Origin of the sequence: Phenylobacterium sp., assembly GCF_016793225.1 — a bacterium.
Lineage (GTDB): Bacteria > Pseudomonadota > Alphaproteobacteria > Caulobacterales > Caulobacteraceae > Phenylobacterium.
The window spans coordinates 16,197-38,206 of record NZ_JAEUMN010000143.1 but is presented as its reverse complement, the minus strand read 5'-3'; the positions used below and the strand labels follow the sequence as shown (position 1 = coordinate 38,206).

Here is a 22,010-nt window from a genome sequence, read left to right as displayed (position 1 = left end):
ATTTCAGGGCAGTCGGTCGCGAAGGGCCCTTCGCGCCGACAGGAGGAAGTGCAGTCCCGCCCACAGCAGGGCGGCGGTCGAGATCAGCAGGGCGTAGCGCAGGCTCTCCCGGCCAAGGGCGGGCGCGAGGGCGTCGCTGGCCACGCCCACCAGCCAGGGGCCGAGACCCAGGCCCAGCAGGGAGGACAGGAAGAGGGTCAGCGAGACGGCCGTGGCGCGCCGGTGCGGTTCGGCGAAGGACTGAATGGCCGACAGGGCGACGCCGCCGCCCGAGGCCGCCAGGAAGGTCGCCGCCAGCTTGATGCCGATGGCCAGGAACGGCGACGGGGCCAGGAACACGGCGGCGTAGAGCGGCGCGGAGCCGCCGTAGGCGATGGCCGGCAGCCAGAGCTCCCAGCGCGGGTCGCGTGGGATCAGGCGCGTGGCCAGCCATCCGCCGAGCATGACCCCGAGGATCCCGCCCACGCCGCTGGCCGTGCCGGACCACAGGCCGATCTGCGTCAGGGAGAGGCCATGGACGCGGATGAAGAAGGCCGGGATCCACTGCGTCAGGCCGTAGGTGGCGAACGCGCCGACCGAGAGGGCGAGGACCAGGTGGCGCAGGGCCGGACGGCCGAGGAGGGCCCGCAGGGCCGCGCCGGCGGGCTCGGTGGACGCGGGCGCGTCGTGGCCCTGACGCGCCGGCTCGCGCAGGGTCAAGGCGATGATGAGGGCGAGGGGGACGCCGGCCAGCCCCACGGCGAACAGGGCGGCGCGCCAGCCCAGCTGGTCCGCGAGGAGCCCGGTCAGGATCAGGCCCCCGCTGAGCCCCGCAAGCCCCCCCGCCTGGAAGACGGAGATGCCCAGCGCGCGCCGGGGCCCGGGCATGTAGTCGCCGATCAGGGAGTGGGCGGCGGGCACGCAGCCGGCCTCGCCGACGCCGACGCCCACGCGGGCCAGGAACAGGCCGCCGAAACTGCGCGCGAGGCCGGTGGCGGCGGTCATCAGGCTCCAGGTCGCGACGCAGACCGCCAGCAGCCGAACCCGCGAGGTGCGGTCCGCCAGCCGGGCCAGCGGAATGCCGAGCGTGGCGTAGAAGGCGGCGAAGGCGAGGCCCGAGAGCAGGCCGAGCTGGCTGTCCGACAGGCCGAGCTCGGCCTTGATCGGCTCCAGCAGCACCGCCAGGACCATGCGGTCCATGTAGTTGAAGAACGAGACGGCGGTCAGGACCGCGAGGGCCCACCAGGCGCCGGAACTGACGGCCGGGCCGGTCGGCGCGGTCGCCGCGCCCTGAACCATCGCCGGCTCGCCCGTCGCCATCCCTGCGTCTCCCCGCGATCTTGCGTCGCTGAACAGGCGGATACCGTACGCAAAGAGGGTAGACTAATCAAATGTTCAGTGGTTCTCTTTCGGTCCTAGGCAGGAGGAGCGCGCCTTGGACGCCGCCGAAGCGATTCCCATCCGCCGGATGGACTTCGAGTTCTCCGACGACGTCGATCTCGTGTTCATCGAGGGCGACCCGGGGCTGTCCTACTTCTTCGTGGGGGCATGGATGATGCTGCCCTACCTGGAGCCCTTCCTCATCCGCACGATCCAGGCCGCCACGCCGCTGATCGAGGATGCGGACCTCCGCGCCCGCATGACCCGCTTCTGCGCCCAGGAGGGCCAGCACTTCCGCCAGCACGCGCGCCTGAACGAGGTGGTCCGCCGCGTGCACCCGTCCGGGCCGAAGCTCGCCGAGCTCGAGAAGGCGGTCGAGGCCGAGTTCGCCGCCTGGAGCGCCGAGAAGCCGCTGAAGTTCAACCTGGCCTACGGCGAGGGCTTCGAGTCCATGACCTGCGCCGGCGCGCGGACGCAGATCCAGCTGGGCATGTTCGGCTGGATGAAGGAGCCGATCCGCAGCCTGATGTACTGGCACATCCTCGAGGAGATCGAGCACAGGTCCGTCTGCTTCGAGGTCTACGAGGCGGTGGTGGGCGACTATCTCTATCGCTCGCGCATGAGCCTCTGGTTCCAGCGCCACTACTTCGCCTGGTGCGGCCGCTTCGCCCGCGAGATGATCGCCGCCGACCCCGAGACGATGGCGCGGTACGACACGCCGGAATGGGCGAGGGTCCGCAAGCGGCGCGCCGCCGCCTACCAGCGCGACTACCTGCCACGCCTGCTGGGCACCTTCATGCCCTGGTACGATCCCGGCCGGGTGCGTCTGCCCGACGGGTTCTCCGCCGCCCGCGCCGAGTTCTCGGCGCGCGCCGTCAGCGTTCAATAGACCGGAGCCGCCCGATGGATGACGCCGCCGCCCGCGACGCGCGCCTCGCCGAATTCGCGCAAGCCCTGGCCGCCCGGCCCATGGTGCCGGCCGACGGCCTTCTGCCCACCCTGCACCTGGGCGACGACGACATGCCCTGGATGGAGGCGGGCGACGGATCGGCGCTGCAGCTGCTGCACGTCGATCTCAACCAGGGCCTCTGGATCTCCAAGACGCGGCTGCCGCCCGGCTATCAGGTTCCGACGCACTACCACACCGGCCTGGTGTTCGCGGTGACCCTGGAGGGCGCCTGGTACTACCGCGAGACGCCCGAGGCGGTGAACCGGCCCGGCTCCTACCTCTTCGAGCCCGCGGGCTCGCGCCACACCCTTTGCACCCCTGCCGACATGCCGGGCCGGATGGTGACGTGGTTCGCCATCTACGGCGCCAATCTCAATCTCGACGAGCAGGGCCAGATCACCTCGGTGATCGACGCCCGCGCCGCGCTCGACCTCTATCGCGGATACTGCGACGCCATGGGGCTGGACCGCTCGAAGCTGATCGTGGTCGGCGAATGAGCATGCGGGCGGCCGTGATGCGGGAAGGCCGCTTCGAGGTGGAGCCCCGTCCGATCCCGAAGCCCGGCCCGGGCAATGTGCTGGCGCGCGTGCGGGCCTGCGGCATCTGCGGGTCGGACCTGCACTACTTCCACCATGCGCCCGAGATCATCGCCCGGGCGAAGGGACTCGGCGCCGACACCTCGGCCATGGAGCGGACGCTGCGCGAGGGGCCGGTCCTGGGGCACGAGTTCGTCTGCGAGATCGTCGACTTCGGCCCCGGCGCCACCCGCGCCCTCCCGGCCGGGACGCGCGTCGTTTCCATGCCGTTCGTGCTGCGCGACGGCGCGCCCGTGCTGGTGGGCTCCAGTCCCGAGACGCCGGGCGCCTACGCGGAGTACATGGAGCTCACCGAGGCGCTGCTGCTGCCGGCGCCGGACAGCGTCCCGGACGAGGCCGCGGCCCTGGTCGAGCCCTTCGGCATCGCCGTCCACGCGGTCAACAAGGCGGCTCTGCGGGGCGACGAGACCTGCGTCGTCGTGGGCTGCGGCCCCATCGGCCTGGCGGTGGCGGGCGTGCTGCGGGCGCGGGGGTTCGAGGCGATCCTGGCCGCCGACCTGTCGCCCCGGCGCCGCGAGCTGGCCCTGGCCCTGGGCGCGACCGTGGCCGTCGATCCGCGGCGCGACAGCGTGCTGGCGCTGGCCGCCGACCAGGCGGCCGGCCGGCCCGTGGTGGTGTTCGAGAACACCGGCGCGGCCGGGATGCTGCACCGCCTCGTGCTGGAAGCGCCCAAGGACAGCCGGATCGTGGTCACGGGCATCGCCGCCGGCGACGAGAGCCTGCTGCCGATGGTTGCGATCACCAAGGAGCTGCAGCTCCAGTTCGTCATCTACTACACGGCCGAGGAGTTCGCCGAAGCCCTGCAGCTGATCGCCGGGGGGCGCGTCGCCTGGCGCGCCATGCTGACGGGCGAGGTGGGCCTCGACGGGGTCACCCAGGCGTTCGCCGACCTCAGCGATCCCGAGCAGCACGCCAAGATCCTGGTCCGCCCGTGGACGGACTGATCCCCGGCGCCGCGCGGCGCATCCTGCGTCGCGGGGACCTGGCGTTCACGGCCTGGGAGATGGGCCAGGGGCCGCTCGTCCTCTTCGTGCACGGCTTTCCCGACACGCCGGCCACCTGGCGGCCGCTGCTGCCGCGGGTCGCGGCGCGCGGCTTCCGGGCGGTCGCCGTCACCTGTCGCGGGTACGAACCCTCCTCCCGGCCTGCCGACGCAGACTTCGGCCTCATGGAGCTGGTGGACGACGTGCTCGGCTGGCTCGACGCCCTCGACGCCCCGTCGGCGCACCTCATCGGCCACGACTGGGGCTCCAGCCTGGTGCAGCTCGCCGCCGCCAAGGCCCCGCAGCGCGTCGTCTCGTTGACCCTGCTGGCGGTCGCCCACCCCGCGGCCTTCGCGGCCCTGCTGCCCGCCGACTTCGCGCAGCTCGAGCGCACCTGGTACATCCAGTTCCTGCAGGCGCCGGGGGCGGCCGAGGCCGTGGCCGCCGACGGGCGGTTCCTGGAGTGGCTGTGGCGGCGGTGGTCGCCGGGCTGGGAGCCCGACCCCGGGCCCCTCGCGGCCATGCGGGCGGCCTTCGCGGAGCCGGGGGTCCTCGACAGCGCCCTGGCGTACTACCGGCGCGCCTTCGCGGACGACCATCCGCGCTTCGCCGAGGCGCTGGCGCTGCTCGGCCGGGCGATCCCCTGTCCGGCCCTGGGCCTCGCGGGAGCCCTGGACACCTGCGTGCTCCCGACCGCCTTCGAGCGCGCCCTGCCGCCCGAGATCTTCACCGCCGGCCGCACCGTCCAGGTCGTCCCGGACGCCGGGCACTTCCTGCACCTGGAACAGCCGACCCGCGTCGCGGACGCCGTCACCGCCTGGCTGGCCGGCCGGCGCTGAAGCCGCGTCCGCTGACGGAGGCGGCTCCAGGGTCGGGACGCAACACCCGATCCTCCCGGCGAAGGCCGGGATCCAGATGGAATAGCTCAGATGCGGGTTCCGTGGGTTCGGAGCCCTTCCCGTCACGATCCCGCACGTGGATCTGGGTCCCGGCATTCGCCGGGACGGTCGGAAGCCGTTGAAACCGCTGTCGAGCCTGAACCCTAGAGCCTCACCCGTTCAGACGGAACCGTCTGAACGGGAGAATGAGGCTCTAAATCAAAAGCTTGAGCGCGTTTCGATCCGAAAACCGGTTCCCCCTTTTCGGAACGCGCTCTAGAGATGGAACCAGACGTGGTTCACCGGCGCCCCGAGCGCTTCCGCGATCGCAGCCTCGACGTCCGGCGGGTCGTCGAAGCCGGGGTTCATGAGGCTGAGCACGAACCGTCCGAAACGCGGCTTGTGGTCGTCGCTGCACGCGTCGAGCGTCGTCGTCGTCCCGCAGCATGGCGTCACGACGGAAAGGTCCGTGAAGTCGTGCTCCGAAGCGGCGCCTGCCACGTCGTACCACCAGGCCTCGATGTCCGCTCCGCACGCCGGGCAGCGTGGGCCGTCCCAGAACCCCAGGGGTACGAACACCTGCGGGCAGTCGAAGAACTCGGCATTGATCTCGTCGGCGTCGGGGTACAGCTCCCGGGCGACCCTGCAGGCGCGGTCGGCGGCCTCGGCGGAAGGCTGCCAGTTGGCATCCGCGGGCACGAACTGCAGAAAGTTATCGGACAACGCCATCCCTCCGGTCTTGCGGAACAGAAAGGGAACATTCCCTGACTGTCAAGCCCGGATGCCGCAGGTCAGTCGGCGTCCATCTTCAGGGCGGCGATGAAGGCCTCCTGCGGGATCTCCACCTTGCCGAACTGGCGCATGCGCTTCTTCCCCTCCTTCTGCTTGTCGAGGAGCTTGCGCTTGCGGGTGGCGTCGCCGCCGTAGCACTTGGCCGTCACGTCCTTGCGCAGCGCGCGCACGGTCTCGCGGGCGATGATCCGGCCGCCGATCGCCGCCTGGATCGGAATCTGGAACATGTGCGGCGGGATCAGGTCCTTCATCTTCTCGACCATGCCGCGGCCGCGGGCCTCGGCGCGGTCGCGGTGGACCAGCATGGAGAGCGCGTCCACCGGCTCGGCGTTGACGAGGATCGACATCTTCACGAGGTCGCCCTCGCGGTAGCCCTCGATCTGGTAGTCGAAGCTGGCGTAGCCCTTCGAGATGGACTTCAGCCGGTCGTAGAAGTCGAACACCACCTCGTTCAGGGGCAGGTCGTAGACCACCATGGCGCGCGTGCCGACGTAGCTGAGCTCGCGCTGCTGGCCCCGGCGGTCCTGGCACAGCTTGATGATCGAGCCGAGGTAGTCGTCGGGCGTGAAGATGGTGGCCTTGATCCAGGGCTCGCTGATCGAGTCGATCTTGACCGGGTCGGGCAGGTCGGCCGGATTGTGCAGCTCGATCTCGTCGCCGTTGGTCATCTTCACGCGATAGACGACCGAGGGGGCCGTCGCGATCAGGTCGAGGTCGAATTCGCGGCTCAGGCGCTCCTGGATGATCTCCAGGTGCAGCAGCCCCAGGAACCCGCAGCGGAAGCCGAAGCCCAGCGCGGCGCTGGTCTCCATCTCGTAGGTGAAGCTGGCGTCGTTCAGGCGCAGGCGGCCGATGGCGGCGCGCAGGTCCTCGAACTCGGCCGCGTCCACGGGGAAGAGGCCGCAGAACACCACGGGCTGGACCTCGCGGAAGCCGGCCAGGGGCTTGTCGGTAGGCTTGCGCTCGTCGGTGATGGTGTCGCCGACGGCGGCGTGCGCCACCTCCTTGATCGAGGCGGTGATGAAGCCGACCTCGCCGGGGCCGAGCTCGCTCATCTCGGTCTGCTTGGGCTTGAACACCCCCAGCCGGTCGATCTGATAGGTCGCCCCGGTCTGCATCATCTTGACCTTCTGGCCGACCTTGAGCGTGCCGTCGAAGACCCGCACCAGCACGACCACGCCCAGGTACTGGTCGTACCAGGCGTCGACCAGCAGGGCCTTCAGGGGGGCGTCGGGGTCGCCCTTCGGCGGCGGCAGGCGGGTGACGATGGCTTCCAGCACGTCGTGGATGCCCACGCCCGACTTCGCCGAGCATTCCACGGCGTCGGAGGCGTCCAGGCCGATCACGTCCTCGATCTGCTGGCGCACCCGCTCGGGCTCGGCCGCCGGCAGGTCGATCTTGTTCAGGACCGGCACGATCTCGTGGTTGTTGTCGATGGCCTGGTAGACGTTGGCCAGCGTCTGGGCCTCCACGCCCTGGCTCGCGTCGACCACCAGGATCGATCCCTCGCAGGCGGCCAGGCTGCGGCTGACCTCGTAGGCGAAGTCCACGTGGCCGGGCGTGTCCATCAGGTTGAGGACATAGGTCTCGCCGTCGTCGGCCTTGTAGTCGAGACGCACGGTCTGGGCCTTGATGGTGATCCCGCGCTCGCGCTCGATCTCCATGTTGTCGAGCACCTGCTCGGTCATCTCGCGCTGGGTCAGGCCGCCCGTCTCCTGGATCAGGCGGTCGGACAGGGTCGACTTGCCGTGGTCGATGTGCGCGACGATCGAGAAGTTGCGGATCTTGTCGAGAGGCGTGGTCATGGCGGCGCCCCTCTACCACATCTCGCGGCGCAACATAGCCGCGCCCCTTTCGCGCCTCATCAACGTGGTTAATCGGCCGTTAAGGCGGGCCCGGTCATGCAGGGACGCTGGGCGGACTGATTCTTGTGCATTGGGAGGCGGGAAACGCGCCGATGGATCGTCGTAAGCTAATCGTCTCGAGCCTGGTCGCCGCCGCCGCGCCGACGCTGGTCCGGGCCCAGACCGTGCAGTCCCAGGCGCTGCCGCCGGCCGAGGCGCCGCCGCCGCCGAACTCGACCCCCAGCTACCCGTCGGCCGGCCCCACCGGCGAGGCCCCCGGCGCCAAGACCTACAGCCAGGACGAGATCGTCACGAACGTCTCCGACTTCCTGGGCGTGACGGCCGAGAGCGCGGGCGCCGCCGTCGAGCGGCTGTTCGCCAACAACGGCCGGCCCACCGCCTACATCGCGGGCGAGGAGGGCTCGGGCTCGTTCATCTTCGGCCTGCGCTACGGCCGCGGCCTGCTCTACATGAAGGACCGTCCGCCGATGGAGGTCTTCTGGCAGGGGCCCTCGATCGGCTGGGACTGGGGCGGCAACGCCAGCCGCGTCTTCACGCTCTGCTACAACCTGCAGGTCCCCGAGGTGATCTTCCAGCGCTATCCCGGCGTGGAGGGCTCGGCCTACCTGGTGGGCGGCCTGGGCGTGAACTACCAGCGCGCCGAGGACGTGACCCTGGCCCCGATCCGCGCGGGCGTCGGCCTGCGCCTGGGCGCGAACGTCGGCTACCTGGCCTATACCCGTAAGCGGAACGTCATCCCGTTCTGAGTGCTCCCTTCCCTTCCCGCGAGCGGGAAGGGGGGACCGCCCGCCGAGCGGAGCGAAGAGCGGGTGGTGGGAAGGGTGGGCGGCCGGCAGGGCGCGTCTCGACCGCAGCGCCTGAGGCTTGCCCTTTCCACCCCTCGCTCTACGCCCTGCGGGCTCGGCGAGCGGTCCCCCTTTCCCGCAAGCGGGAAAGGAAGGCTGCCTCCACCGGCTCCCGTCTCTACCCTTCCCGCGAGCGGGAAGGGGGATCACCGCCCGTCGAGGCTGGCGCCGACGCGCTGGCTGGGGGTGTCGAAGAGGCCGCGGCCGGGGACGTGGTTCAGCTCCAGGCGGATCCCGTCGGGATCCTCGAACAGCACGGCGTAGTAGCCGGGCGCCCAGGGCTCGTCCTGCGGCGGGTGGATGATCGTGGCGCCGATCGACTGCAGGAACGCGTAGAGCTCGTCCACGTCCTCGCGCGAGCGCGCCCGCCAGCAGTGATGGTGCAGGCCCACGCGGAACTGCGCGAACCGCGCGCCCGCGTGCTCGGGATCCGGCCGCCGGACGCCGAAGCCGGTGCGCCCGCCGACGCAGTAGTAGGTGTCCGGGCTGTCGGCGACCTCGCGCATGCCGAGGAACGGCAGCAGCTTGCGGTAGAAGGCGACCGAGGCCTCGAAGTCCCCCGCCGTGATGAAGGTGTGCGCGACGCCGTTCACTTCCATGCGCGGGAGTGGAGCGGCGCCGCCGCTGGGGAAGTCAAACGCGGGCGGCGGCCCGGGCCAGGCCCGCCGCGGGCGCAGCCCGGCGCAGGGCCGCGCCCGCCAGGCCGAAGCCCAGGATCATGAGCAGCCAGGTCCCCGGCTCGGGAACGGCGCCGGTGTCGGGCGCCGCCGTGCGGATCTGCAGGGCCGACAGCAGCTGGTAGCGGGTCTCGCTCTCGGTCAGCAGCGTGAAGTCGGTCGCGCCGTCGGCGTCGAATTGGACCGAGATCCACTGCGGCATGGCGCGCCCGGGATAGCTGGGCCCGCCCGCGATGGCGCCTCCGGCCTGCACCGGCGCCGAGGAGACGCCGTTGAGCGAGAAGCGGGTCGCCCAGTTCGCGTCCCACTGCGGCATGAAGAGCTGGATGACGTACGAGCCCATGGGCAGGACGCCGAAGCCGAGCTGCAGCTGGGTCGGCGCCACGAAGTACGAGGTCGACTCCACGAGGGTGCGGTACTCGGGGTCCCAGCCGGGGCCGAACTGGCCGAAGCCGGTCAGCACGCCATAGTTCGGCGCATTCGGCAGGCCCAGGCCGACGCTGGTGAAGCTGACGCCGTTGACGGTGGTGGCGGCGCCGAAGGTGATCGCGTCGACGAAGGCGCCGGTGTTGATCACGTCGGTGCTCTTGCCGGTGCTGTCGACGGGGGCCGACCAGACGATGGCGGCGCTGGCCGGCGCGCCCGCGAGGGCCAGGGCGGCGGTGAAGGCGAGAAGGGCGGTGCGCATGGCGACCTCTGACTGGCGTCGTGGAGCGCCATTCAGGTTCGCGGGCCGAAATTCGTCAATTCGACCAGAGTCTTACGACGTCTCCGACCGAGTCTTACGACCCCGGTCCAGGTCGCGCCGTGGCTGGGCTCGGCCCGCTAAGGCGCCGGCGGCACGTCCAACGGCCGACCGGTCGGGCCGATGGGCGTGACCGCGCTCAGCTCGTTGAGCCGAGCCGACGGCGCCTTTGCCGCAATCGCGCTCTGCGAGGCTGCATCGGAGTCGGCCTTCGCAGCGCCGGCTGCAGCCTGGGCCTGTGTCAGCTTCAATTGCGCGGCGTCCTCTGCGGCCTTTGCCTGGCTGAATTCCGTCTTGGTCTTCTCGGCGGTCGCAACGGCCGCCTGGCGGCGGCCTACGGCCTGATTGTAGGCGAGGTCGGCGGACGAGACGGCGACCTCTTCCTGGGCCTTGGAGACCTCGGCCGTCTCGACGTTCTTCTTGGCGGCTTCCGCGGCCGCCACGGTCTCCGCGGTCGATCCCGCTGCATCCGCCTGCCGCGCCTTGTCGAGGTCGGAGCGCGCCTGGCTCAGCTCAGCCTCCGCCTTGGCCAGCTTCTTCTTGGCTTCGACGAGGTCGGCCTGCTTCCTCGCCTCGTCTTGCCGGGCTTCCAGCAGCTTCTGCTGGGCGTCGATGTCGAGGGCCTCCCGCTCCTGCCGCGCCTTCACGCTCGCGACATGATCGTTGCGCGCCTGCAACTCCGTGGCCGACTTGCCGGCGGCGGCGTCGGCCTTCGCCTTGGCGTCGGCCGCCAGCTGCTCGCGGATCAAGTCAACGCGCGCGGTGGCGCGGACCTTGAGCGCGGCGTCGATGTTGCTGCGGACAAGACCGTTGGCCAGATCGTTCGCCGTCACGCCGGCCTTGAACTTGAGCCCCGTCGCCGGGTCGGCCAGGCCTTCCTTCTCCAAACTCGTCCGGAGGTTTTCCCGCACCGGCGACGGCACGTCCTTCAGAACGGCATAGGCATAGATGTCGACCAGCTGGGCAGGCGTGACCTCGACGGTGAAGTACTTGCTCCACTCCGCCGCGAACGCATTGATCGCTGCCTCGAGCAGCGGGTTGGTCTCGGCGTCTCCCCGCTCTCCGGATACACGGGCGCTCACGAACTTCCGCACGAACAGGGCCGAACAGGTGTTGTCGTAGGCCATGATCACGCGGCGTGCGGTGTAGTAGTTCCAGGTCGTCTGCGCCTGGTCGATCTCCCGCGCGTAGGCGCCCCGATACTCGCGGACTGCGGCGGCCACGGTCGTGAGGTCCGTCGATACGATGTAGTTGGCCTGCAGGTTATCGACCGCCGACTTGGCCGATCCGAAGAGCGATGCGGTCAGTCCGATCTGCTCGGAAGGCGTCTGGCTGAAGCCCATGATCGCCTGGGTCACCGACCCCACCGTGCTGATCATGTCCGAGCTCTGGCGCAGAGCCACCTGGGTGGCCAGCAGATGGTTGAACCATCCGTTGCAGACCTCGTTCGAGAGCGTCAGGCCGGCCGCAAGGTAGGTTTTGGCTTTCTCGGCATCGGTGGGAATGCTCTCGGACGCCTTCTGAGTGCAGAAGAACGTGTACTGGTCAGCCGTGCTGTTACAGTCCACGGGGTGTCGAGCGTAGTCGCGCGGGGCCTGGCGCTGCCCTCCGCGCAAACGGCGCGCTCCCTGATCGGCGGGGCTGTTTCGTTCGCTGATGCGTGTGACGTCCTCGAGGAACGAGGGGGGATGCTCCCCCTGGACGGTGTCCGGCGTCAGAATCCGCGTCTGCTGAGTCTTGCCCGTGAAGTCGACGAGATTCGCACATCCCGCCAGCGGCAGCGCGCCAGCGAGGAACAGCCGCGCGCCCGCGCGGCGAAGCCAGTTCACATTCATGATCTGCCCCGTAGGACGCATACTCAACTGCGTCCCCAGGTTGTAACTTCCGAACGAACACGCGGAATGTCAAGCCTGCGGCAGATACAACTCGGACGTGCGGACCATCACCCGCGCAGTTTCGCGCCCACCGCCTTTTCGGCCGCCGACACGATGCGGCCGGACAGGGCCTCGATCTCGGCGTCGGTGAGGGTCTTGTCGCGGGGCTGGACGACCACCTCGACGGCGACCGACTTCATCCCCTCGGGCACGCCCTGGCCGGCGTAGACGTCGAACACGCGCACGTCGTCGATCAGCGCCTTGTCGGCGCCCTGGATCGGGCGGACGAGGTCGCCCGCCGGGGTCGCGGCGTCCACCAGGAACGCGAAGTCGCGGCGCAGCGGCATGAGGGCGGAAAGCTCCAGCGCCGGCTTGGTCTTCACGCCCTTGCGCTTGGGCTCGGGCAGGGCGTCGAGGTTCAGCTCGAAGGCCAGCATGGGCCCGTCGGCGTCGAGCGCCTTCAGCACCCGCGGGTGCAGTTCGCCGAACTCGGCCACCACCACCTTGGGCCCCAGCTGAAGCCGCGCCGAGCGGCCGGGATGCCACCATCCGGCGTTCTGACCCTGGACCACCTGCAGCGCCGGGGCGCCCAGTTCCTCGAGCAGCGCCATGAGGTCGCCCTTCAGCGCGAACAGCGGGTCACCCGCGGCCTTCGCCCAGTGCTTGGGCGGGTGGGGTGCGAGCAGGGCGGTCACCGCCGTCCACTGGTCGGCCGGCTGGTCGCCGCGGAAGTTGGGACCCACCTCGAAGAGCGCGGCGTCGGCGAAGCCCTTGCGGGCGTTGCGGGCCGCCGCCTCGATCAGGTTGCCCAGCGCGCTTGGGCGCATGGTCGACAGGTCCGAGGCGATCGGGTTGGTCAGCACCAGTTCGGGCTGGTCGCCGCCGAACAGCCCGGCCCAATCGCGGCGCATGAAGCTCCAGGTCACCGCCTCGGCGTAGCCGCGGGCGGCCATGGTGCGTCGCGCGTCGCGCATGCGACGCTGGCGCAGGGTCAGCGCGCCGCCGGGCGGGCGGGCGATCTCGGGCAGCGGCTCCACGGGCAGGGCGTCGAAGCCCTGGATCCGCGCGACCTCCTCCACGAGGTCGGCCTTGCCTTCCACGTCGCGCCGCCAGCTGGGCGGGGTGACGGTGTCCCCGTCCACCTTGAACCCGAGCTTCGTGAGGATCTCGTCGATCCGCGCGGCGGGGACGTCCAGGCCCGACAGCTTCCTCACATAGCCACGGTCGAAGGCGAAGGGGGCGGGCGGGGCCGGAGCCTGGCCGGCCACGCGCACCTCCGACGGCTCGCCGCCGCAGAGCTGCAGGATCAGCTGGGTCGCCTGCTCGATCCCATGGACCGGGCTCTCGGGGTCCACGCCGCGGGCGAAGCGGTACTGGGCGTCCGAGGTGATGCCGAGGGTGCGGCCCGTCTGCGCCGTGCGGATCGGGTCGAACCAGGCCGCCTCGACGAAGACGTCGGTCGTGTCGTCCAGCACCTTGGTGGACTCGCCGCCCATGACGCCGCCGATCCCGATGGCGCCAGAGCCGTCGGCGATGACGCAGATGTCGGGGCCCACGTCGTAGGTCTGGCCGTCCAGGGCCTCGACGCGCTCGCCTTCGCGGCCCAGCCGGGCCTCGATGAAGCCGCCGGTCAGCTTGTTGGCGTCATAGACGTGCAGCGGCCGGCAGTTGTCGTAGGAGATCAGGTTGGTCACATCGACCAGGGCGTTGATGGGGCGCAGCCCCACGCTGGTCAGCCGCTGCTGCAGCCACGCGGGCGAGGGGCCGTTCTTCACGCCCCGGATCAGGCGGCCGGCGAAGACCGGGCAGGCCTGCCCATCCACCTTGATCTCGACGGGGTTCGGGAACGTGCCGGGCGTCGGCGCGACCGGATCCGGCTTCAGCGTCCCGAGGCCCGCCGCGGCGAGGTCGCGGGCGATGCCGCGCACGCCCAGCCAGTCGGGCCGGTTCGGCGTGACCTCGAAGTCGATCGCCGCCTCCAGGCCGAACGCCTCCACGGCGCTCGTCCCGACGGCCAGGCTGTCCGGCAGCTCGACGATGCCGTCGGACTCCTCGGCCACCTCCAGCTCGCGCGCCGAGCAGAGCATGCCGTTGGACACCACGCCGCGCACCGGCCGCGCCTCCAGCGTGATCCCGCTGCCGGGCACGTAGGCGCCGATGGGGGCGTAGATGGTGGTCAGGCCCGGCCGCGCGTTGGGCGCGCCGCAGACGATCTCGAGCCGGCCGTCCTTGGTCTCGACCTGGCAGACCCGCAGCTTGTCGGCGTTGGGGTGCTGCACCGCCTCGACGATCTTCGCCACGGTGAACTTGGCGAGCTTCTCGCCGGGGTTCTCCACGTGCTCGACTTCGAGCCCGGCCATGGTCATGGCCTCGACCACCTGCTCGACCGTCGCGGTCGTATCCAGGTGATCCTTCAGCCAGGAGAGGGTGAACTTCATCGGTCGGCTCCTTCGCCGAGCACTTCAAGAAGGCGGAAGCGTTCGCACCAGAGCATCATCTCGGGGTCGAACCCGCCGTTGCGGGTGAAATAGGCCTGGTGGCCGTCGCGCCAGTCGTCGAGGCAGGTGTCGCCCTCGCCCTCGGCCTCGGCGAACGACCACGGCACGTCGCAGAAGCGCATCTGCTCGAGCCAGACGGTCTCGATCACCGCGCGCGGCCGGCCCGCGCCGTCGTTGACGACCATGCGCTTGCCCACGTGCGTCTGCTGGCCGTCGGCGATGGACCAGCAGGTGGCGGTCTTGGCGCCCGCCAGCACGAACCCCAGCAGCCGGTCGGCCATCTCGGGATTGTCGCCGAACGCGAACGTCTCCAGCGACCGCCAGTCGTCGGTCACGACGGTCATGACAGCCCCGTCGAGGTATTCGGCGCCTGGAAGGCCGAGAAGCCGTAGTGCTCCAGCCAGCGCACGTCGCTGGCGAACATGTCGCGCAGGTCGGGCATGCCGTACTTCAGCATCCCCAGGCGGTCGATGCCGAAGCCGAAGGCGAAGCCCTGCCAGACGTCGGGGTCCAGGCCGCAGTTCCGCAGGACGTTGGGGTGCACCATCCCGCAGCCCACGACCTCCATCCAGTCGTCGCCCTGGCCGATCTTCACGTCGCCGCCCGAGCGGTCGCAGCGCACGTCCATCTCGGCGCTGGGCTCGGTGAAGGGGAAGTGGTGCGGCCGGAAGCGCGATTCCACCGCCGGCGTCTCGAAGAAGCGGGCGATGAACTGGTCCAGCGTCCACTTCAGGTGCCCCATGTGGATGGCCCGGTCGATGACCAGCCCCTCCATCTGGTGGAACATCGGGGTGTGGGTGGCGTCCGAGTCCGAGCGGTAGGTGCGGCCCGGCACGATCACGCGGATCGGGGGCTCCTGCCCATTGGCGATCCAGGCCGGCAGCTTCTCGTTGAGCCGCTGCATGGTGCGGATCTGCACCGGGCTGGTGTGGGTGCGCAGCACCTTGCGCTCGCCCTTCTCGTCCTCGGGCAGCCAGAAGGTGTCGTGCATCTCGCGCGCCGGATGCTTGGGCGGGAAGTTCAGCGCCGTGAAGTTGTGGAAGTCGTCCTCGATGTCGGGCCCCTCGGCGAGGGCGAAGCCCATGTCGGCGAAGACGGCGATCATCTCGTCCAGCACCTGCATGGTCGGGTGCACGCGGCCCCGGCGCTGGGGCGGCGGCGGCAGCGACAGGTCCACGCGCTCGGACGCCAGCTTGGCGTCGAGCTCGGCGGTCTCCAGCGCGCCCTTCCGGGCGGCGACAGCGGCCGCCACGGCGTCGCGCAGGCCGTTGATCCTGGGGCCTTCGACCTTGCGCTCGTCCGGGGTCATCCGGCCCAGGGTCTTGAGGAGCTCGGACACGGTCCCGGTCTTGCCCAGGGCCTCGACGCGGATGGCCTCCAGGGCGCCGAGGTCGGCGGCCGCGGCGATCCGGCCCTCGAGGTCGGTCTGCAGTTGCGAGATGTCGGTCATCGGTGGTGTCCTAGATGACGTTGTGATGGAGGGAAACCCGCTCCTCCCCTGCGAAGCGGGGGAGGTGGATCGGCGCCGGAGGCGGCGAGACGGAGGGGGCAAACAGGCGGCTCGCACGCCCCCTCCGACCCTTCGGGCCACCTCCCCCGCTTCGCAGGGGAGGAGCGCTCACGAAAAAGCCCCCCGGCGGTTCGGCCGGAGGGCTCTTCAAGCTCTAGCGGATCGAGACGATCCCAGACCTTAAGCCAGCGCGGCGCGAACCTTGTCGGCGATGGCCTTGAAAGCGGCGGGATCGGCGCCGGCGACGTCGGCAAGAACCTTGCGGTCCATCTCGATCCCGGCCTTCGCAAGGCCGTGGATAAACTGCGAGTAGGTAAAGCCTTCCAGGCGCGCCGCGGCGTTGATGCGCTGGATCCACAGCGAGCGGAAGTTCCGCTTGCGGACCTTGCGGTCGCGGTAGGCGTACTGGCCGGCCTTGTCCACAGCGGCCTTGGCCGTGCGGATGGTGTTCTTGCGGCGCCCGTAGAAGCCCTTGGCTTGCTCGAGGACCTTCTTGTGCTTGGCGTGGGCGACAACGCCCCGTTTCACGCGTGCCATCTGTCAGTGTCCTTCCGCTTAGAGGCCGTAGGGGAGCCAGGACTTGATGATCTTGGCGTCCTGGTCGGACATCACCTTCGTCCCGCGGTTCTGACGGATGTACTTGCCGTTGTGGCTGATGAGGCGGTGGCGCTTGCCGGCGACGCCGGCCTTCAGCTTGCCAGACGCGGTCATCTTGAAGCGCTTTTTCACGCCCGACTTCGTCTTCAGTTTCGGCATTTCACTCGGGGCCCGAAGGCTCCGTCCTCTGGTCGTGTTGATGAACCGCCCTGGCATGCCTTGGGCCAGGCGGCTCCGAAGGGGCGGGCTAGTAGCGGAAAGGGGGTGGAAGCGCAAGGGGAGGGCGCGCCTCTATTCGTCGTCTTCACCGTCCCGCAGCAGCCGGTCTAGCTCATCGGGTGGCAGCCGCTTGACGGCCTGCTGTACGTCGCGATCGTACCTGCGGTCATTGGGGTCACAGCCGCGCTGGGCCTTGCGCGCATACCTCTTCACGCTGCAAGGCAGCCGCCCTTTTCTGCCGTTTCTCCGCCGTCGTCAGCCGCCTCGCCAGAGGCATTCTCCGCAATGGAACCTCATGGTCGATGCGAGCCTGCGGGGTCAGGCGTGTCAAGGACCGCGCGTCCCGCGCGGCCGCGCCGCGGCGACGCTTGCGGCGTCGTCCTTGAGACGCCTGACTCCGCAGGCAAACTGGCAGCCGAGAGTTTCAAGCCTCCCTTTCCCACGAAGCGGGAGCGGGGGGTGGAGAGGGCAAGCCTCATCCGCCGCGTTCAGGGATCAGCAAGCCGATCCGCCCTGCCGGCGTCTTGCCCTTCCCACCGCTCGCTCTTCGGCGAGCGGTCCCCCCTTCCCACTGGCGTGGGAAGGGACGTTCAACGCGGCGGTCCCGCCCGTCGCGCCCGGTCCACGGCCCGCCGCAGCGCATCGTCGTCCAGACCGCCCTGGATCAGGTAGGGCCCGACCAGATACGCCGGCGTGCCCTGGAGCCCGAGGCCGAACGCCTGCAGCTGGTGGCGGCCGATCTGGGCGTCGATGCCGCTGGCGGGGTCGGCGAGGTCCTCGGCCAGCCGCGCCGGGTCGCAGCCGGCCTCCACGGCGATCGCATCGACGCGCTCCGGCGTGAGCGTCCCCCGCGCCGCCATCAGCGCGGCATGGATCTCGTCGTATCGTCCCTGCCGCGCCGCGGCCAGGGCCACACGGGCCGCATGTTCCGAGAGCGGCCCGCGGATCGGCCAGTCCTTCCAGATCACCCGCAGCCGGCCATCCTCGGCCAGCCGCCGGTAGATCGCGCCGTCCGTCCGCTTGCAGATCCCGCACTGGTAGTCGGTGAAGACCACCATCGTGACGTCCGGCCGGGCGGCGCCGCTCGCCGGCGAGCCCGGGTCGAACAGGACGTCGCGCACAACCGGCGTGAGGGTCAGCCGCTCGCCGTCGTCGGTCAGCCAACGCGCCCCGGCGGCGACCGCGCTTCCGAAGCCGAGGGCCAGCCCAAGCCCGATCAGGTCACGACGCGCGAGGGGCAGCGGTCAGTCCCCGCCCTTCTTCTTCGCCGGCACCGGCGTGCCGAAGATGCCCGGCCCCTCGGTGGGCGTGATCCCCTGCGCCTCCTGCAGCCGGGCGCCGGCGAGGATGCCGCGCATGGCGTAGTTGCCCTCGTGGCAGGCGTATTCGTAGACCTGCTCCTTGCGCGCGTTGAGGCTCATCTCGGCCCGCCAGGGCTGGCTGTAGTAGACCGGGTCGTCGACCGTGAATTCGTAGGTGATCTGGCCGGCGGACGTGCGCGTGAGCCGCTCGGTCACCCGGCCCTGCGGCGACAGGAAGATCGGGCCCTTGCGCCCCTGCGCCGGGTGGACGTTGGTCGTCTCGATCACCAGGGTGTCGCCCTCCCACCAGCCGACGGAGTCGCCCAGCCACCTGGGGATCGGCCCGTGGGCGGCCCGCGCCTTCGCGGCGTCCTCGAACAGCGGGATGGTCCGGGCGTCGTGGACCATCTCGACCACGATCACCACGGCGTCCCGGGTCTGCACCAGCTGATAGTTGTTGTTGTAGATGGTGTTCAGCATCCCCGGGCCGCCCGCGCCCGAGAAGCCGATCATGCAGCGCTCCTCGAGCGGCAGGGCCTCGGGATCCTGCCAGAGCTTCTGCCGCCGCGCGGCGCGGTCGGCCTGGGCGAGACGGCGGCCCTCGGCGGTGAAGGGCATCTGGCCGCTGGCGGGCTCGACGATCCAGCTCGTGCGCCATTCGCCCTTCACGTTGGCGAGGCTGCGGCCCGGGTCGATCCAGAAGGTGTTGTAGCCGCGGTCCGAGTTGCCGTCGGCGAGGAGGTCGTCGTCGAGGTCGCTCGCGCCCTCCTCGGCCTCGATCAGCTTCATGAAGGGGTTGGCCTTCACCAGCGCGTCGGCCTCGGGCTTGGACACGACCAGCTTCGGCACGCCGGGGGGCCGGGTGAGCTGGGTCACCGAGGCGTTGGTCCAGACGCCGTTGAGGTCCGGTCGTCCGTCGGCGGTGCGCGGCGGCTTCCACGCCTCGGCCGCCTGCGACGCGGTCGCCATCAGGATCGCCGCCGCGAACATCGCGGATCCCAGTCTCAGCCCCATTCGCGCCTCCCGAGCCGCGGCGCTTGCGCCGCGCCGTCTCCGGGAACCGTAGCACCGCCGGCGGTGGGGGCGCTCGTAAATCGTGCCGAGTCCGCGATCACTCGCTCGCTGAGGGAATTCACTTGGCGAGGTTCGGTGAACGTTGGTTAATGTCCGTGACACACGCCGGGCTGGGGAGTTCCGATGTCCATGTTCAAGCTTGCCGCCGCCGCCGGAGCGGCGCTTCTCTTCGCCGGGGCCGCACAGGCCGCGACCTTCAACGCCCAGAACGGCTTCGGGAGCGGGGGCGGCTTCTCCTCGTGCGACGGCGCCACCACGACCGCCGCCTTCGCCACGGGCACGGCCATCGCGGCCGGGGACTACAACCCGAACGACTGCGTGGGCAACTTCAGCGTCGACATCGACACGGTGGCCCAGACGATCACGCTGACCGGCGTCGAGCACGGCAACTACGAGGAAGGCTTCCTCGAGATCACCGGCATCACCGAGGTGGTCATCACGAGCCTCAGCACTGTGAGCTTCATGGGGTTGTTCGACCCGGACTTCTACGGCTCGCCCTCGAGTTACGGCGCCATTCCGACGCCGCAGCTCTCCTTCACCGGAAGCTCGATCCGGATCCTGTTCTCGGCGTTCGGCGGGTCGCCCAGCCAGTTCACCTACGACGGCGACGGCGGCCAGGCGGTGTTCCGCTACAACGCCACGGGCGGCGTGCCCGAGCCCACGACCTGGGCCCTGATGATCCTGGGCTTCGGCGCGGCGGGTTCGGCGCTCCGCAGCCGCCGGAAGCTCGCGGCCGCCTGAGCCGCGACGTCACCTGACTTGGAAGGGCGGGAGGCGACTCCCGCCCTTTTCGCATGGGTTCAGCGCGCGCTCCGGCCTTCCGAGGCGCGGGCGCCGCCCAGGATGCCGGGCAGCGCGTAGTTCCCCTCGTGGCAGGCGTATTCGTAGATCTGTCCGTCGAGCGCCGTCAGCACCATCTCGGCGCGCCAGGGCCGCGTGTAGTGGACGGGGTCCTCCACGGCGAACTCGTAGGCGATCTCGTTGCCGGCCGTGCGCGTGAGGCGCTCGGTCACGCGGCCCTGTTCCGACAGGAAGATCGGCCCGAAGCGCCCCTGTTCGGGGTGCACGTTGACCGTCTCGATGACGAGGGTTCCCCCCTCCCACCAAGCGGTGGAGTCGCCCATCCACGGGTGCAGGGCCGCGGGACGATGCGCGGCCTGGGCAGTGGCCTTGTCCTTCAGGATCGGGATGGCGCGGACGCCGAAGCCCATCTCCACGATCACCACGAAGGCGTCGCGGGTCAGCAGGAACTGGTAGTTCGAGTTGTAGATGTTGTTGAGCATGCCGGGCCCGCCCGAACCGCGCGAGCCGATCAGGCAGCGGTCGTTGGGCGCCAGCTCCTCGGGGCCGGCGGGATCCATCCGGTTGCTCATGGCGGCGGCTTCGCGGCGACGCTGCTGGCCCAGCGGCGTGAGCGGCAGGCGCCCGTCCTCCGGCTCGACGATCCAGGACGTTCGGTACTCGCCGCGCACCCTGGCGAACGAGTCGCCGTTGTCGAGGAAGATGGCGTCGTGGCCGGTGGCGCCGCCGGGGGCCGGCGGGCCGGCCTCGGGGTCGATCGGCCCGCGATCCAGCTTCATCCGCAGGATGGGGTCGTTGGCCGCCAGGGCCTTGGCCTGAGCCTCGGGCAGGGTGAGATCCTTCAGGCTGGGCGGACGCTCCAGCTTGGTGAGCGAGACGTTCGACCAGTTCCCCGAAAGGTCGGGCCGTCCGTCCGCCGTCTTCGGGACCGGCTGGGCCAGCGTTGGGGCGGCGGCGAGGGCGGCGCAGAGCGCAGTGGCGGCGAAGAGCTTCATCGAACGCGAGCTTAATCGCCCCGGGCGGCGCACGCATAGCTTTCGCCTTCCGGCGGAGGCGGCGGCCGTCGGCGCGACGGTGCGGCGGCTCATTCCCGGTCCTCCATCTCTTCCCGCGACAGCGGCCGGAAGTCGCGGCGGGGATGCTCGCGGCCGCGCTTCACGACCAGTTCCAGGCTCTTCAGGTTGGCGACGTCGGCGGTCGGATCGCGCGACAGCACGATCAGGTTCGCGAGCTTGCCCGGGGCGATCGAGCCCATGTCCGCCTCCTGGCCGGCCGCGCGGGCGCCGTTCAGCGTGGCGACCCGGATCACCTGCGCCGCCGGCATGCCCAGCGCCTGCAGCGCCGCAAGCTCGTGGAACAGCGTGGGCCACGGGTCGTCCCAGGGCGCGACCCAGTCCGTTCCGGCGCTGATCTCGACGCCCGCCTTCCAGGCCTGCCGGGTGAGCGCGGCGGACAGCTCGCCGGCGCACAGCGGCCGGCGCGCGCCGGGCGACTTCGCGGCCTCGGCCGAGAGGCGGCCGTAGAGGCCTGCCGTCGCGTCCAGCAGGATGCCGTCGGCCGCCATCCGGCCGACCACGCGGGCGACGGCGGCGTTGTCGCCGGCCAGGAACGGGGCGGGGTCGATGGGCTGGCGCGCCTGATAGGTCGCGGGCGTGCCGGCGGCCTCGTGAGCCAGGGAGCAGGCGTGGCTCATCACGTGCGGCCCGGCTGCGGCCACCTCGCCCGGGGACGTGGGATAGACCGCCGTGTGCGCCCACACCTTCAGGCCCTGGCGACGGGCCTCGGCCGCGATCCTCGCCACCAGGTCCGGCGGCAGGTTCGCGTAGATCTTGATCGCGGTGGCGCCCGTGCCGCGGGCCAGCGTCATCGCCTCCCGCAGGTCGGTGGACGCGTCGACCGCCTGCATCCACGGCGCGCTCCCGGGCGTGTAGCCCAGCGACACGGCGCGCGTGCGGGGATCGTCGAAGAACGACCGGCCGGCCACGAGGGCGGCGTAGTAGATGTCGGGGGCGGGGATCTCGCCGTTGCGGCTGGCGCGCGCCAGTTCGGCGACGCTGCGCAGGTCGTCGGCCATGTCGCGCACGGCGGTCACGCCGCCGTAGAGGTCGCGGCGCAGGCTGCCTTCCGCCTGCCGCCGGTTGGGCGGGGTCGCCAGATGCTCGTGGCTGTCGATCAGGCCCGGCGCCATGAACTTGCCGGCCAGGTCCACCACGCGGGCGCCGGGCGGCGGCGCCTCGCCGTCGGGCGCGACACGGACGATACGCTCGCCTTCCACCAGCACCGACATGTGGGGCCTCGCCGGGCCCCCCGCGCCGTCGATCAGCGTGGCGTCGCGGTAGAGCACCGGCGCAGCCAGGGCGGGCGCGGCGAACGCGGCGGCCGCCAGCAGGATAAGTCGTCTGATCACGCGGGTCCCCGACCGGCTACGCGGAAGCGATGCGAGCCGC

General features: G+C 70.7%; 21 protein-coding genes. 6 read left to right on the top strand and 15 right to left on the bottom strand.

Annotation, left to right across the window (positions count from 1 at the left end; translation table 11 throughout):
• Positions 1-3: 3 nt before the first annotated feature.
• The gene (locus tag JNK30_RS16475) at positions 4-1,299 is read right to left on the bottom strand and encodes an MFS transporter (protein WP_293483798.1); all 1,296 of its coding nucleotides are present in this window, start codon (positions 1,297-1,299) and stop codon (positions 4-6) included.
• Between the two features lie 115 nt (positions 1,300-1,414).
• Here JNK30_RS16475 and JNK30_RS16470 point away from each other — a divergent pair, with 115 nt between their 5' ends.
• Genes JNK30_RS16470 through JNK30_RS16455 form a run of 4 tightly spaced genes read left to right on the top strand, consistent with a single transcriptional unit; the run spans position 1,415 to position 4,726 of the window.
• The gene (locus JNK30_RS16470) at positions 1,415-2,248 is read left to right on the top strand and encodes a metal-dependent hydrolase (RefSeq protein ID WP_293483796.1); all 834 of its coding nucleotides are present in this window, start codon (positions 1,415-1,417) and stop codon (positions 2,246-2,248) included.
• A 14-nt stretch (positions 2,249-2,262) separates the two neighbouring features.
• Positions 2,263-2,805, top strand: a complete 543-nt coding sequence (locus tag JNK30_RS16465; protein WP_293483795.1) for a 2,4'-dihydroxyacetophenone dioxygenase family protein — start codon at positions 2,263-2,265, stop codon at positions 2,803-2,805.
• A complete protein-coding gene (locus tag JNK30_RS16460) occupies positions 2,802-3,848 on the top strand; it encodes a zinc-binding dehydrogenase (protein ID WP_293483793.1) in 1,047 nt (348 codons plus the stop codon). The genes JNK30_RS16465 and JNK30_RS16460 overlap by 4 nt, the downstream gene beginning before the upstream one ends.
• The gene (locus JNK30_RS16455) at positions 3,836-4,726 is read left to right on the top strand and encodes an alpha/beta hydrolase (protein ID WP_293483792.1); all 891 of its coding nucleotides are present in this window, start codon (positions 3,836-3,838) and stop codon (positions 4,724-4,726) included. The genes JNK30_RS16460 and JNK30_RS16455 overlap by 13 nt, the downstream gene beginning before the upstream one ends.
• Before the next feature lie 315 nt (positions 4,727-5,041).
• Here the strand turns inward: JNK30_RS16455 and JNK30_RS16450 are convergent, their stop codons facing one another.
• Together JNK30_RS16450 and lepA are read right to left on the bottom strand one after the other, a co-directional pair.
• Positions 5,042-5,494, bottom strand: coding sequence for a hypothetical protein (locus JNK30_RS16450; protein WP_293483791.1), 453 nt, complete (start codon positions 5,492-5,494; stop codon positions 5,042-5,044).
• 62 nt (positions 5,495-5,556) lie between these two features.
• Positions 5,557-7,362 (bottom strand): translation elongation factor 4, encoded by a 1,806-nt coding sequence (lepA, locus tag JNK30_RS16445; RefSeq protein ID WP_293483789.1) that lies wholly within the window; start codon positions 7,360-7,362, stop codon positions 5,557-5,559.
• A 152-nt stretch (positions 7,363-7,514) separates the two neighbouring features.
• Between lepA and JNK30_RS16440 the strand changes: the two genes are divergently transcribed.
• A complete protein-coding gene (locus tag JNK30_RS16440) occupies positions 7,515-8,168 on the top strand; it encodes a DUF1134 domain-containing protein (RefSeq protein WP_293483787.1) in 654 nt (217 codons plus the stop codon).
• A 245-nt stretch (positions 8,169-8,413) separates the two neighbouring features.
• Here the strand turns inward: JNK30_RS16440 and JNK30_RS16435 are convergent, their stop codons facing one another.
• The 10 genes from JNK30_RS16435 to JNK30_RS16390 form a co-directional block, all read right to left on the bottom strand.
• Positions 8,414-8,866, bottom strand: a complete 453-nt coding sequence (locus JNK30_RS16435; protein WP_293483785.1) for a VOC family protein — start codon at positions 8,864-8,866, stop codon at positions 8,414-8,416.
• Between the two features lie 34 nt (positions 8,867-8,900).
• Positions 8,901-9,632 carry a PEPxxWA-CTERM sorting domain-containing protein gene (locus JNK30_RS16430; RefSeq protein ID WP_293483783.1) on the bottom strand — a complete coding sequence of 244 codons (732 nt, stop codon included), beginning with the start codon at positions 9,630-9,632 and terminating at the stop codon, positions 8,901-8,903.
• A gap of 137 nt (positions 9,633-9,769) precedes the next feature.
• Entirely contained in the window at positions 9,770-11,524 is a 1,755-nt protein-coding gene (locus tag JNK30_RS16425; RefSeq protein WP_293483781.1) for a hypothetical protein, read from the bottom strand.
• Positions 11,525-11,631: 107 nt separating this feature from the next.
• Positions 11,632-14,001 (bottom strand): phenylalanine--tRNA ligase subunit beta, encoded by a 2,370-nt coding sequence (gene pheT / locus JNK30_RS16420; RefSeq protein WP_293483779.1) that lies wholly within the window; start codon positions 13,999-14,001, stop codon positions 11,632-11,634.
• Entirely contained in the window at positions 13,998-14,405 is a 408-nt protein-coding gene (locus JNK30_RS16415; RefSeq protein ID WP_293483777.1) for an ASCH domain-containing protein, read from the bottom strand. The genes pheT and JNK30_RS16415 overlap by 4 nt, the downstream gene beginning before the upstream one ends.
• Positions 14,402-15,511 (bottom strand): phenylalanine--tRNA ligase subunit alpha, encoded by a 1,110-nt coding sequence (pheS, locus tag JNK30_RS16410; protein WP_293483775.1) that lies wholly within the window; start codon positions 15,509-15,511, stop codon positions 14,402-14,404. Before pheS ends, JNK30_RS16415 begins: the two co-directional genes overlap by 4 nt.
• A gap of 240 nt (positions 15,512-15,751) precedes the next feature.
• The gene (gene rplT / locus JNK30_RS16405; RefSeq protein WP_293483773.1) at positions 15,752-16,108 is read right to left on the bottom strand and encodes a 50S ribosomal protein L20; all 357 of its coding nucleotides are present in this window, start codon (positions 16,106-16,108) and stop codon (positions 15,752-15,754) included.
• A gap of 18 nt (positions 16,109-16,126) precedes the next feature.
• Positions 16,127-16,327: a 50S ribosomal protein L35 gene (gene rpmI, locus JNK30_RS16400; protein WP_293483771.1), complete on the bottom strand. Its 201-nt coding sequence runs from the start codon at positions 16,325-16,327 to the stop codon at positions 16,127-16,129.
• Positions 16,328-16,977: 650 nt separating this feature from the next.
• Positions 16,978-17,508: a DsbA family protein gene (locus JNK30_RS16395; protein WP_293483770.1), complete on the bottom strand. Its 531-nt coding sequence runs from the start codon at positions 17,506-17,508 to the stop codon at positions 16,978-16,980.
• A 123-nt stretch (positions 17,509-17,631) separates the two neighbouring features.
• Complete coding sequence (locus tag JNK30_RS16390) at positions 17,632-18,702, bottom strand: hypothetical protein (protein WP_293483768.1); 1,071 nt, start codon at positions 18,700-18,702, stop codon at positions 17,632-17,634.
• Positions 18,703-18,891: 189 nt separating this feature from the next.
• Here JNK30_RS16390 and JNK30_RS16385 point away from each other — a divergent pair, with 189 nt between their 5' ends.
• A complete protein-coding gene (locus JNK30_RS16385; RefSeq protein WP_293483767.1) occupies positions 18,892-19,503 on the top strand; it encodes a PEPxxWA-CTERM sorting domain-containing protein in 612 nt (203 codons plus the stop codon).
• A gap of 59 nt (positions 19,504-19,562) precedes the next feature.
• Here JNK30_RS16385 and JNK30_RS16380 read toward each other — a convergent pair whose 3' ends face one another.
• Positions 19,563-20,558: a hypothetical protein gene (locus tag JNK30_RS16380; RefSeq protein ID WP_293483766.1), complete on the bottom strand. Its 996-nt coding sequence runs from the start codon at positions 20,556-20,558 to the stop codon at positions 19,563-19,565.
• 89 nt (positions 20,559-20,647) lie between these two features.
• Positions 20,648-21,970: an amidohydrolase family protein gene (locus JNK30_RS16375; RefSeq protein ID WP_293483764.1), complete on the bottom strand. Its 1,323-nt coding sequence runs from the start codon at positions 21,968-21,970 to the stop codon at positions 20,648-20,650.
• Positions 21,971-22,010: the final 40 nt, after the last annotated feature.

Bases quoted from the DNA above. Each gene is read 5' to 3' on its own strand.
- JNK30_RS16475 (WP_293483798.1), bottom strand. From the start codon at position 1,299: ATGGCGACGGGCGAGCCGGCGATGGTTCAGGGCGCGGCGACCGCGCCG.
- JNK30_RS16465 (WP_293483795.1), top strand. From the start codon at position 2,263: ATGGATGACGCCGCCGCCCGCGACGCGCGCCTCGCCGAATTCGCGCAA.
- JNK30_RS16460 (WP_293483793.1), top strand. From the start codon at position 2,802: ATGAGCATGCGGGCGGCCGTGATGCGGGAAGGCCGCTTCGAGGTGGAG.
- JNK30_RS16450 (WP_293483791.1), bottom strand. From the start codon at position 5,494: ATGGCGTTGTCCGATAACTTTCTGCAGTTCGTGCCCGCGGATGCCAAC.
- lepA (WP_293483789.1), bottom strand. From the start codon at position 7,362: ATGACCACGCCTCTCGACAAGATCCGCAACTTCTCGATCGTCGCGCAC.
- JNK30_RS16440 (WP_293483787.1), top strand. From the start codon at position 7,515: ATGGATCGTCGTAAGCTAATCGTCTCGAGCCTGGTCGCCGCCGCCGCG.
- JNK30_RS16435 (WP_293483785.1), bottom strand. From the start codon at position 8,866: ATGGAAGTGAACGGCGTCGCGCACACCTTCATCACGGCGGGGGACTTC.
- JNK30_RS16430 (WP_293483783.1), bottom strand. From the start codon at position 9,632: ATGCGCACCGCCCTTCTCGCCTTCACCGCCGCCCTGGCCCTCGCGGGC.
- JNK30_RS16425 (WP_293483781.1), bottom strand. From the start codon at position 11,524: ATGAATGTGAACTGGCTTCGCCGCGCGGGCGCGCGGCTGTTCCTCGCT.
- pheT (WP_293483779.1), bottom strand. From the start codon at position 14,001: ATGAAGTTCACCCTCTCCTGGCTGAAGGATCACCTGGATACGACCGCG.
- JNK30_RS16415 (WP_293483777.1), bottom strand. From the start codon at position 14,405: ATGACCGTCGTGACCGACGACTGGCGGTCGCTGGAGACGTTCGCGTTC.
- pheS (WP_293483775.1), bottom strand. From the start codon at position 15,511: ATGACCGACATCTCGCAACTGCAGACCGACCTCGAGGGCCGGATCGCC.
- rplT (WP_293483773.1), bottom strand. From the start codon at position 16,108: ATGGCACGCGTGAAACGGGGCGTTGTCGCCCACGCCAAGCACAAGAAG.
- rpmI (WP_293483771.1), bottom strand. From the start codon at position 16,327: ATGCCGAAACTGAAGACGAAGTCGGGCGTGAAAAAGCGCTTCAAGATG.
- JNK30_RS16390 (WP_293483768.1), bottom strand. From the start codon at position 18,702: ATGGGGCTGAGACTGGGATCCGCGATGTTCGCGGCGGCGATCCTGATG.
- JNK30_RS16385 (WP_293483767.1), top strand. From the start codon at position 18,892: ATGTTCAAGCTTGCCGCCGCCGCCGGAGCGGCGCTTCTCTTCGCCGGG.
- JNK30_RS16380 (WP_293483766.1), bottom strand. From the start codon at position 20,558: ATGAAGCTCTTCGCCGCCACTGCGCTCTGCGCCGCCCTCGCCGCCGCC.